The 5,499-nt window shown below is 49.0% G+C and carries 1 protein-coding gene; it reads right to left on the bottom strand.

Going from position 1 to position 5,499, the window contains the following annotated elements; translation table 11 throughout:
• Positions 1 to 1,017 precede the first annotated feature (1,017 nt).
• Entirely contained in the window at positions 1,018 to 4,959 is a 3,942-nt protein-coding gene (locus tag LX69_RS14610; protein WP_170124416.1) for a two-component regulator propeller domain-containing protein, read from the bottom strand.
• Between the last annotated feature and the right edge of the window lie 540 nt (positions 4,960 to 5,499).

Below are 5,499 nucleotides of genomic sequence, written 5' to 3'. Positions count from 1 at the left end.
GCCAAGAATTTAACGAATTAAGCGTTATCGGCCATGCCGCTTTGCTTACAAAGAATTGAAGAGAAACAGCTTCGCTGTTCAATTGACTATTCGCCAGTTCTTATTCTTAATCCGTTTAATTCGCATAATTCGCGGTTCACAATTCAATGTCGTTAAGTGAAGCCCTGAAAGGGCGATAAGCAGTAGCGTTGGGCATCGCCCAACGATGAATGCAACCACAATCTTATAGCTCTGAAGGGGCGTAAGCTTACGCCCCTTCAGGGCTTGAGCTCGTTTGCTACAAATAAGCAGGGCTTTGCCCTGCGCTAATGCTGGCGCCCCTTTGGGGCTTAACTAAACGACATTGAATTGTGGATATTCTTTTTTGACAGTAAAGCACTAAACACAAATTCAAGTCCGTTCACTCTCAAAATACAAATAACTATTTTGTACATAGCGCAATGTAGTGACTATTGTACATTTTAATGGGACACTAGTGGAGCTTCTTCTTTGAATATGATGTCTTGGTAGGGCATGCGTTGTTTTTTGTCCCCTTGCTAGCGCGCATTTGTAATGCGTGCTAAATTATCATCTTCCCACAGCAACGTAGCCTATATCCTTTTTTGTGAAATAAATAATTCTTGCAATTATTTGTAAACCAAGTGGCAAGTCGATTGTGTGAATCTGTTTTTCTTGGTCCATTTAATCGCTTTGTGATAGCAACGAATTAAGGAGGCTCCTTCTGTCCACCCCCTAAACACCTCCACTCCTAAACTCCTAAACTCTTAACCTCCTCCACTCCTAAACTTCTCCACCAATGATAGCTTCGCCCCCTCAGTCCCATGATGCCATGTCCAAGTGCTGTCTCTGGTTGCCTATTTATGCGTCACCAAATCCCGAATCCATCAACATGGCTCATTTCGGGAAAAGGTTTACAAAATTAACAAATATTCGTTTGTGTGATTCGGCTAGCAACGGCTATTTTGCCTCAATGCCGACACAAAAAACCCTGAAGGTTTCTAAAACCTTCAGGGTTTGTTACTCACCCGACTCCTCACTCCATATCTCCAATCTCACATCATTCAGACCCTCCACTCCTCCACTCCTCATAAACCGCTCAATCACCCGATACAACGTCTTCGTTCGTATCGGCTTCCCGATGAAGTCATCAAACCCTTCGGCGCGAATCCGCGTCTCATCCTCAAAACGGGCATACGCCGTCTGCGCAATCACCACCAGGTGCGGATTCATCGCTTTGAGTATCTTAAACGTCTCAATGCCGTTGAGTTGCGGCATGTTGATGTCCATCATCACGATGTGAATCGATTGACCGCTTTTGACAATATCGATGGCTTCCTGCCCGTTTTTAGCCCATAGCGTCGATATGTTTTTGTTCTTCAGTGCTTTATTTAGGTAGGCATAGTTCGAATACTCATCCTCCACAATCAATATCGTCTTATCCTGCCAATGCGCCTGCTCCGGCAGATGCTCCACAGGTGGCTCTGTGTGTCGTGGCAACACATAATCCCACGGAAGCATAAAATAAAATGTCGAACCACTGTTGATATTCGACTCCACATACATGGTGCCCCCCAACAGTTCCGACAGTCGTCGCGAGATCGACAAACCCAATCCTGCACCTCGGTACAACCGGTTCTTGTCATCCTCTATTTTTCGGAATCGATCAAAGATGATCTCAAGCTCAGTGGGCGAGATGCCGCGACCCGTATCATGCACATAAAATGCCAGCTGGCCTTCTTTACGCCTCACACCCAGCTCCACAAAACCCTTGTCTGTAAACTTAAGCGCGTTATTCATCAGGTTCAGCAATATCTGTTGCAGACGAAACGCATCCGTGTGGATGATCAATTCCTCCTCTGACAAACCATTCGTCAAACGTATCTCAACATCCGGATTGCGGTGAATCAGCTGTATGGCCGAGTGAATGTTGTCTACCAGACTGTTCACCGAAGTCGCCTCATACACCACCTTCATCTGGTTCGACTCTATCATCGACAAATCCAAAATGTCATCAATCAGGCGCAACAACGATTCCGAGCTCGACGTGATCATCCCCACCAGGTTGCTCGTCTCTTCAGGCGTCAGGTCGCTGTCGTTCAATAGACTCGAGAAACCAACGATGGCATTCATTGGCGTTCGGATCTCATGACTCATGTTGGCCAAAAATGCGCTCTTGAGGCGGTCGCTCTCCTCGGCCTTCTGCTTGGCCAATTCCAGCTCCTGCGTCCTTTCCTGCACCAGCTCCTCCAGTTTGTTGCGGTGTTGTTCCAACTCCCATTTTTGCAGCTCTATCAGCTCCTGATGTTCTTCCATCAAAGCATTGGTCTCTTGTAGGTTCTCTGCCTGACGTCGCAACTCCTCATTTTGTTCCTCTATCTGAAGCGTCCGGCTGGCAACCGTCTCCTCAAGGGTTTTGTTGGCCTGCTTCAGTCGATAGGTGCGCAGGCGGATGGTTCCCCATACAGCCCCACTCAACATCAAAAGCAATAGTAGATAGAAGGGCGTTGTCTTGTAAAATGGTGCCAAAACCACGATCGTCAGCGTCCGCTCGGGCGACATCACCGTTGGCGTCAGCGAGTGGATGGCTCTCACCCGTAGCCGATATTCCCCCGGGGGGAGATTCATGTACTTGGCCGAGCGTTGGGTGGCCGTCGTCTGATTCCAGGTCTGGTCATATCCCTCCAATAGGTATTGATAGCCAATGCGTTCAGGTAGTGTGTAGCGTAACGCCGAAAACCACAGCGTGAAATCCTTGATGTGTGCCGGTATCACGATGCGTTGCGTTTGCGTGATGTTCTCCGTCAATATCGTATGTCGCTTAATGCGGTGACCCGTCAGTATCGTGTCGTTCTCAAACATCAAGCCGGTCAGAACCGGAGGGTGGGGGAGGGCCAGCTCGTTATTCTCTTGGATATTGATATTCACCAAACCGTTGGTGCTCCCAAAATACAGGGAACCCTCCTGAGATCGGTGTGCCGAGTTCCAAAAAAATCGGTTCGCGGGCAATCCATCCTCTTCATAATAATTGCGGAATTGTCCCGTCTTAGGGTTGAATGCCGATAGCCCGTTGTCGGTCGCCACCCACATCAGACTATCACTCCCTTCTCGAATGCCAAAGGCGATGTTGTTGCATAGCCCGTTCCGCTCTCCGTAACGCACAAACTCAAAGCGATTGTCCCGGTTGTTGGCCGCACTCAACAGGTTGATCCCTTGCCCATACGTCCCTATCCAGATGTTCCCCAGATGATCTGTGGCCAGCGTCGTGATGTAGGTGCCGCTGATGCTGGTCGTATCGCTCGGATCGTTCACACAATGATAAACCTCTGCATGTTTCATGTCGATGCGCCCTTGTGCATCGGCCTTAATCTTGTAAAGCCCGTTGGGCGACCCAACCCATAGGTTGTGATGGTTGTCGAACATCAGATAACCCACCGCGTTGATATTCGGGTTGGGTGGGGTAGAGGTGAAGCTTTCAAATCGACAGGTCTTGGGGTCGATGCGATTGATGCCCAGGTTGGTTCCGGCCCATAGCATCCCATCCCGATCCACCACCAGACTCGAGATGAAGTCGTTCACCGGGCCGTAGGGCAGACCATCCTCATCCGCAAAGTTCCGAAACCGCCGGTTGTGACCCTCCGGATGCTCAAGCATTGCCAATCCTTCGCCCCACGTGGCCACCCACAGTTGGTTCTCCGTGCGTGCCAGCGCTGAGATAAAGTTGTTCGGAAGGGTGGTGACATCATTGACCGCTGAACGGTATTGACGGTATTCGCCCGTCTGTTTGTCGATGCGGTTCAACCCGCCGCCTGCTGTGCCCACCCACAAATGCCGTCCGTCATCGAGCGTTGAATTCACAAAACGCGCTGTGAGTGAATTCGCATTCCCTGGCTCATGCATGTACAACCGAAAATTGTTGCTGTGTATGTTATAGCAGTTCAACCCGCCCCCCTCTGTCCCAATCCAGATGTTACCCTCCGGATCCGATAGCAGACAGTTCACATAGTTCGAGTTCAGACCATATCGCGAAAACTCTACCGCCGTGATACTCTCGTAGCGATCTTTATGGGGGTCATAAATCGCGATACCCCCCAATGTGCCTATCACCAGATTCCCATTGTTGTCGTGTATCAGGTCGTTGATCGTGTTGTGGGGCAGCTCTCCCGGGATGTTTTGGGGCATCACCAGGTTCTCAAAATCATCTGTCTCTCGGCGCATTGTCGACATGCCGATGTCCGTCCCGACAATTAGTCCCCGTGTGGGGGATATAAACAGTGATTTCACAACACTGAAAGCCAGTGAATGCGGATCTTGTGGGTTGTGCAAATACTGTTTCTTCTCGCCGGTGCGCGTGTTGTAGCGGATCAAGCCGTTCGTCGTCCCAATCCATAGTGTCGATGGCGCTTCCCATGCCAGATCCTCTATCTGATAGTCCAACGAGGGTATCCGGTATTCTGCGATGCTCACCCGATGGGTTGTGAGCAGCTCCCCGCGGGCATTGCTCTCTACACGGTAAACAGCCATGTTGAGGATGTCTCCCACCCACATCGTGCTGTCATTCTCTCGTTCAATGGTCGTCAGCGACTGTGGCGTCTCTGCCAGCCGATGATGATGAATCGAATCGGTTCGATAGCTAAATAAATCAAGCCCCTTGTCGGTCCCAATCCAGATGTGACCCCACTTATCCTCATTCAGCGCATACACAAAAGTCCCCGACAAGCCTTTGCGATGCTGTGGGTTGTAGTGATATTGCTCAAACTGATAGCCATCAAAACGGTTCAGCCCATACCACGTCCCAACCCACAAAAAACCCTTGCTGTCAAGGTGCATGCAGTCCACAAAATTATGCGACAAGCCCTGTGCTGTCGTATAATACCGAAAACTGATCTGGTTTGAACGCTCCGACCGGGCATCGAGCTGCATGGCCAACCAAAGCAATATTAGTATAACGGGTCTTATCATCAGGTTCCTTTTGGATTTTGAATCTAAATTTACAATAAATATCTCCAAAAAGAAAGTCCGGTTTTTATCCTCATTTAATCCCTTCATGAATTTTTTTATTGGCTATTCCCTTAAGCTGAGATGCGTTAAATGGATTTTTCCACGAATTCCACGAATTCCACGAATTACCATGACTTTTATACGCAAGTCATGGTAATATCATAATTGCTTTTCAATTCGTCTTATTCGTGAAATTCGTGGATTCATTCATTGTCAGGGATTTCATTTCTGGTGCTCCATCACAAAATTCGGGTATCGCGTGTTTTTTTAATACCTCTTGTCTTTAGCCCTGTGTATTTCATGAATCCCCCTTGTCTCAAGCCCTGGGTGCTTTATGAATCGCCCCTGCCATCGTGAATTACCTCGGCTATATGACTCGCCCTTGGCTTTAACCCTTGGCGCTTTCAATAACCCTTGGCTTTAGCCAAGGGTCATAAGTACCACCCCCCAACCTCGGGCTTTAGCCCGAGGTACTTCATGAATACCCCTTGTCTTAAACCC

The organism is Breznakibacter xylanolyticus (assembly GCF_003254275.1).
Taxonomy (GTDB): domain Bacteria; phylum Bacteroidota; class Bacteroidia; order Bacteroidales; family Marinilabiliaceae; genus Breznakibacter; species Breznakibacter xylanolyticus.
The sequence above is the reverse complement of the archived record's forward strand: the minus strand, read 5'-3'. Positions and strand labels throughout refer to the sequence as shown.

What these genes read in the sequence shown, in the direction of transcription:
- LX69_RS14610 (WP_170124416.1), bottom strand. Translation starts at nt 4,959, where the DNA reads ATGATAAGACCCGTTATACTAATATTGCTTTGGTTGGCCATGCAGCTC.